Annotated in this window: 3 protein-coding genes and 2 pseudogenes; 2 read left to right on the forward strand and 3 right to left on the reverse strand. The window is 68.5% G+C overall.

Going from position 1 to position 5,157, the window contains the following annotated elements:
- Positions 1-362 (forward strand): annotated as a pseudogene (locus tag F6Q13_RS16660) (hypothetical protein); the annotation flags it as partial.
- Between the two features lie 26 nt (positions 363-388).
- Here F6Q13_RS16660 and F6Q13_RS16665 read toward each other — a convergent pair.
- The gene (locus F6Q13_RS16665; RefSeq protein ID WP_293058893.1) at positions 389-2,146 is read right to left on the reverse strand and encodes a hypothetical protein; all 1,758 of its coding nucleotides are present in this window, start codon (positions 2,144-2,146) and stop codon (positions 389-391) included.
- Between the two features lie 69 nt (positions 2,147-2,215).
- On the reverse strand, positions 2,216-3,289 hold the full coding sequence (ychF, locus tag F6Q13_RS16670) for a redox-regulated ATPase YchF (protein WP_293058896.1): 1,074 nt from the start codon (positions 3,287-3,289) through the stop codon (positions 2,216-2,218).
- A gap of 123 nt (positions 3,290-3,412) precedes the next feature.
- Here ychF and F6Q13_RS16675 point away from each other — a divergent pair, with 123 nt between their 5' ends.
- Positions 3,413-4,366 (forward strand): DUF6542 domain-containing protein, encoded by a 954-nt coding sequence (locus tag F6Q13_RS16675; RefSeq protein WP_293058899.1) that lies wholly within the window; start codon positions 3,413-3,415, stop codon positions 4,364-4,366.
- A gap of 122 nt (positions 4,367-4,488) precedes the next feature.
- Here F6Q13_RS16675 and F6Q13_RS16680 read toward each other — a convergent pair.
- Positions 4,489-5,157: pseudogene (locus F6Q13_RS16680) on the reverse strand (aromatic acid exporter family protein); the annotation flags it as partial.

The following is a 5,157-nucleotide window of genomic DNA, read 5'->3' on the forward strand; positions in this document are numbered from 1 at the left end:
GCACTTCCGAACTCGGCACCGGCGGAGCCGGCGGTGACGGCGGGACCGGGGGCACCGGGGGCACCGGCCCCGCGGCCGGGCTTGCCGGCGGGACCGGGGGTGACGGCGGTGACGGTGGTGCCGGTGCCGCGGTCGGCGGCGCGGGCGGAACTGGCGGTGACGGCGGTGTCGGCGGTGACGCCACCGAGACCAGCGGCATCGGCGGGACTGGCGGGACCGGCGGTGACGGCGGTACCGGCGGCGCCGGTGACGGCGTCGCCGGGCAGGCCGGCCAGCCCGGCGAGCCCGGTGTGACGCCCACTGACGCCACCGGCGGGGCGGGCGGGGCCGGCGGGCCCGGCGGGGCCGGCGGCAACGCGTAGCCGGCGCTCGAAAACCCCGGAGAACACTACGAAACGGGCGATCCCGGCACCGGATACGACGGTTGGCTGACCGGGTTGTTGGGGCACCACGGGTTGCGCGGCACGCCCAGGCACGGATCGGGCAGGGTGGGCTGGGCGGGCAGCGGCATCATCTGGACCACTGTCTGCTCGGGGTACTTGGTGATCGGGGTGGTCGGGCACGGGCCGAACTCCTCCGAGGCGCACAGCAGTCCCAGACCGAGGACGCTGGGCAGCGGTGCGCCGACGTCCGGGATTCCGCAGATGTTGTGCGGGAAGAACTGCAGAAGCGGTGGGGCGGTAGTAACTTGTTTGCTGCCGATCTGGATGCGCTTGGCGTTGACGGTCGCGCCCGAGCCGTCGACGTTGCCGTGAAAGCAATTGCCGGGAAGGTGCAGGTTGGACATCTCGGCGAGGTCGCCGTTGCTGGGGTTGCCGAACGTGCCGTTGTTGCTCAGGGTGTTGTCGGCGACCTCGTTGCCCCAGTCGTCGTAGTAGCAGAAATTCAGCGCCCGCGCACCCAGGCCGCCGTGGCAGTTGGCGGAGTAGGAGACGTAGGCGCGGGTGGAGACATCGGGAGCCAGCAGCACGCCCCACGACCCGTTGTTGTAGATGTTGTTGTCGACGACGGTGTCGAACCGGCCTCCCGAGACCAGGACCCCGGTCCCGATGGGAAGGTGGGCGGGTTCGCCGACGGCGGGCACGTTGGGGTTGTTGTTGTCGTGCACCGTGTTGTGCCAGAACACCCAGCACGAATGGGTCCCGGTCGGACCGGTCCCGTGATTGGGGCATGAGCCGTCCTGGGGCGACGGCGGGTCGGCGTTGTTCTGGCTGTTGGTGGAGAACCCCGCTCTGTTGTTGTCGAACTCCGAGTACTGGATGATCAGGTGCCCACCGGAGTTGGTTCCCGCATATCCCTGGGCCGAGTTCTGGCCGTGGGCGTGATCGAGGATCGAGTTGCAGTTCGGGCAGGCGCCGATATAAAACGCCGAGTCGCTCTGGTTGTTCGCGTAGACCTGCGTGAACAGCCCCGGCCCGTAGGTGTTGTTGGCGAACAGCCCGTAGGTGGCCGACGGCTGGTTGATGCCGTTCCAGTATGTCGAGGTCGCCGACAGATAGGCCCCGCGCCAGCTGCCGATCTGGAATTTGCCGGTCTCGTGGCCGCCGTTGAACCAGATCTCATTGCCGCCGGGGCCGCCGTTGGGTGCCGACAGAAAGTTGCAGACGGTCAGGTTTTCGATGCTGACCCCGTTGACCTCGTAGACCTGGATGCCTTGTCGGCCTTTGTTGCCCGGGCCGATGTCCTGGTCGGCCGCCGCCGGGCTGCACTGCGGCGCCCCGGGTTTGGTGCCGTCGAGCACGACCCTGTTGCGGTCCATGCCGCGGATCCAGATGTTGGGCGTGGTCACCAGCACCGCGCTGCCCGGGGTGGTGTCGGGCAGCCCGGGAGGCACCAGATTGCCGGTCTCGTGGTAGTCGCCGGGCCCGATGAGGATCCAGTCTCCGGGCTGGGCGGCGTTGACCGCGTCCTGGATGCTCGAGAACTGCCCGGGGATGCCCTGATAGGTGCCCACCCGCAGGACCGCGGTGGCCCGGGCCGGGGCGGCACCGGCCACGCCCATGGCCGCGGCGACCAGCGCGCACACCGCCTCGATGACCAGGGCTCGCCGGGCCCACTGTGGCGCCCGCCAACACCGGCCCCGTCGGTCCTTCGGGGCCGGCATCTCCCACCCCGCGCCCGTGTGCAGCGGGCCTGAGCAAGCCACGTCAGCAACGGTGATTACCTTTTGTCACAACCGAACCACGACACGGTCACGGTTTCCGATCGAATCGTGCTAGACGTTGAACCGGAACTCGACCACGTCGCCGTCGGCCATCACGTAGTCCTTACCCTCGATGCGCACCTTGCCGGCGGCCTTGGCGGCGGCCATCGACCCGGCGGCGACCAGGTCGTCGTAGGACACGATTTCGGCCTTGATGAAACCCCTTTCGAAATCGGAATGGATCACCCCGGCCGCCTTGGGGGCGGTGTCGCCCTGGTGGATGACCCAGGCCCGCGCCTCTTTGGGCCCGGCGGTCAGGAAGGTCTGCAGCCTGAGGGTGTGAAAGCCGGCGCGGGCCAGCGCGTCGAGCCCGGGTTCGCTCTGCCCGATGGATTCCAACAGCTCGGCGGTCGACTCGTCGTCGAGTTCGGACAGCTCCGCCTCGATTTTGGCGTCCAAGAAGACCGCATCCGCCGGCGCGACGAGCTCGCGCAGCTCGGCGACGCGCGCGGCGTCGGTCAGCACCGCCTCGTCGGCGTTGAACACGTACAGCAACGGCTTGGTGGTCAGCAGGTTCAACTCCGCCAACGGTGCGACGTCGATGCCCGCACGGACCAGGGTCTGCCCGGCGTCGAGCGCCTGCCGGGCGGCCGTCGCCACCTGGAGGACGGGTTTGCGATCGGGATGGGTCCGGGCTTCTTTCTCCAGCCGGGGCACCGCGCGCTCGAGCGTTTGCAGATCAGCCAGAATCAGCTCGGTCTCGACGACTTCGATGTCGGCTTTGGGGTCCACCCGCCCCGCGACGTGGGCGACGTCGTCGTCGCAGAACACCCGCACCACCTGGCAAATCGCATCGCACTGTCGGATGTTGGCGAGGAACTTGTTGCCCAGCCCGGCTCCCTCGGATGCGCCCGCGACGAGCCCGGCGATGTCGATGAAGGTCACCGGTGCCGGGACGATCCGCGCCGAATGAAACATCTCGGCCAGTCTGGCCAGGCGAGGATCGGGCAGTGCGACGACGCCCTCATTGGGTTCGATCGTGGCGAACGGGTAGTTGGCGGCCACCACGTCGTTGCGGGTCAGAGCATTGAACAGCGTCGACTTGCCGACGTTGGGCAGACCCACGATTCCCAGGCTCAAGCTCACAGGAACCCAAGTCTAGGCGTGTGACGCGACCCGCTTGCGGCGCCGCCCGGGCAGGTCTTTACGGCTTTTCGGGCGCCGAGCCGGTACGGTCAACCTGTGTCAGGACAGCGGGCGAGGCCGGCCGTGACGGCGAGCCACCGTTCGATCCATCCCAACATCCCGGGCGTGCCGTGGTGGGCGGCCGTCGTCATCGCGGTGACGGCTACCGTTGCGGGCTTCGCCGTCGACACCGGATCGGCCGACAAAGAGCTGACCATCGTGTTCTCCGCCTGTTATGTCGCAGGCTGCGTCGCGGCGGTATTGGCGGTGCGCCAGTCCGGCATATTCACCGCGGTCATCCAGCCCCCGCTCATCCTGTTCTGCCTGGTGCCCAGTGCCTATTGGCTGTTGCGCGGCGCCAGGATCAGCGGACTCAAGGATCTGCTGATCAACTGCGGCTATCCGCTGATCGAGCGGTTTCCGCTGATGCTGTTCACGTCCGCCGGCGTACTGCTGCTCGGGATGATCCGCTGGTATCTGGGGATGGCGGCGAGCTCGACAGGTGCCGCCCACGCGGCCTCGGAACGCAACACCGGCGGGCGCATCAACGCCGTCGTCGCCAGGGTCGCGTCGATCATCGGCCGGGCAGGCGGCAGATCGGCCGACACCGGTGCCGGCAAGGTGGCAGCGCGGGCACGTCGCAGCGGGACCGGTAGCCGGGCAAAATCGGCGGCGGCGACCCGCGGGCAGCCGGCCAGGCGCGCGGCCGGTGCCGAGTCCCGGCGATCCCGGCCCGACGCGACCCGGCACCGGCGCTCCACCCGCAGCCGAGACGACGACCCCGCTGCGTCGCGCCGCGGCCGGCCCGCGCGCGACGTCCGCCGCGACCCGGATGTGCCGCGCAGCCGGACACCGACCCGTGGCAGCCGCTTCGACCCGTACGAGCCAATCGAGTTCTACCAGCGCCCCGACCCACGTCGCCGCAGTTCGCCGGCCGAAACTATGGCGACGCATCACCCAATCTCACAGGTTCGCTACCGCGGGGCGACGCCTGCCGACTGGCCCCCACCCCGACCACCGCGCCCGCCCCGGCGGTAGCGGGAGTCCGGGCCGGGACTCAGCTGCGTGAAGGGGGACCCGTTCGGTGGTCCAGTCGCTATGCGGCTTGGAAGTCCACTGTAGGGCGAACCCACGTGAACTGTTACAGCAGCGCGCACCAGCTAATCCACACTCTTGCACTGCGGTTTTAGGTCGACCACCTGGTGCAGCTCGTCGGCACAGGTATCGATGATGTCGGCCAAAAGGGTATCGGTCGTGGTAGGCGTGGTCGAGCGTAGCTTCGCAGCGTTGCGGCGCGCGGACGCGGCATGCGCGGCGGCAAGGGCAGGTAGGTCATCGGCGAGGGCGGCCCCGGCGGTGGCTAGGTCGTCGAGCGCGGCGCGCAGCGGTTCGGCAACGACAGTGCCTGCGTTGTTCGCGGCGGCAACGGTGCGTGTGAGATGCATCACGGAGCCGGCAAGCAAAGCCAATTGTGCGGCAGCGCGATCGGCGGTGCGGGTAGCGCTGCGTAACGCCCACCGGCGTGGGGCGAGCTGCGCTATCTGCCGGGCGGTGGCGCGGGCTTCGATGAGCTGCCCGAGCTGTTGATAGAGTCGGTCTGCCGCCGTCAGTATCCATCCCGTGTCTAACAAGGTTGACGCATCAGTGCCGGGTCGAATCTGGGCAAGGATTTCCCTTTGCGCGGTCAATACACCGTTGCGGCCATCGCGCAGAACGCTGAGCGGGTTCTTCGGGAAGAGCACAATGCTGAAAGCTATGGCCAGACCACCGCCGATTAGCCCCGGTTTTGCACGCAACTTGGCGTGACACGCTGTTGAATTAGCGAAAGT

The sequence above is a fragment of the Mycobacterium sp. genome (assembly GCF_008709575.1).
Classification (GTDB): domain Bacteria; phylum Actinomycetota; class Actinomycetes; order Mycobacteriales; family Mycobacteriaceae; genus Mycobacterium.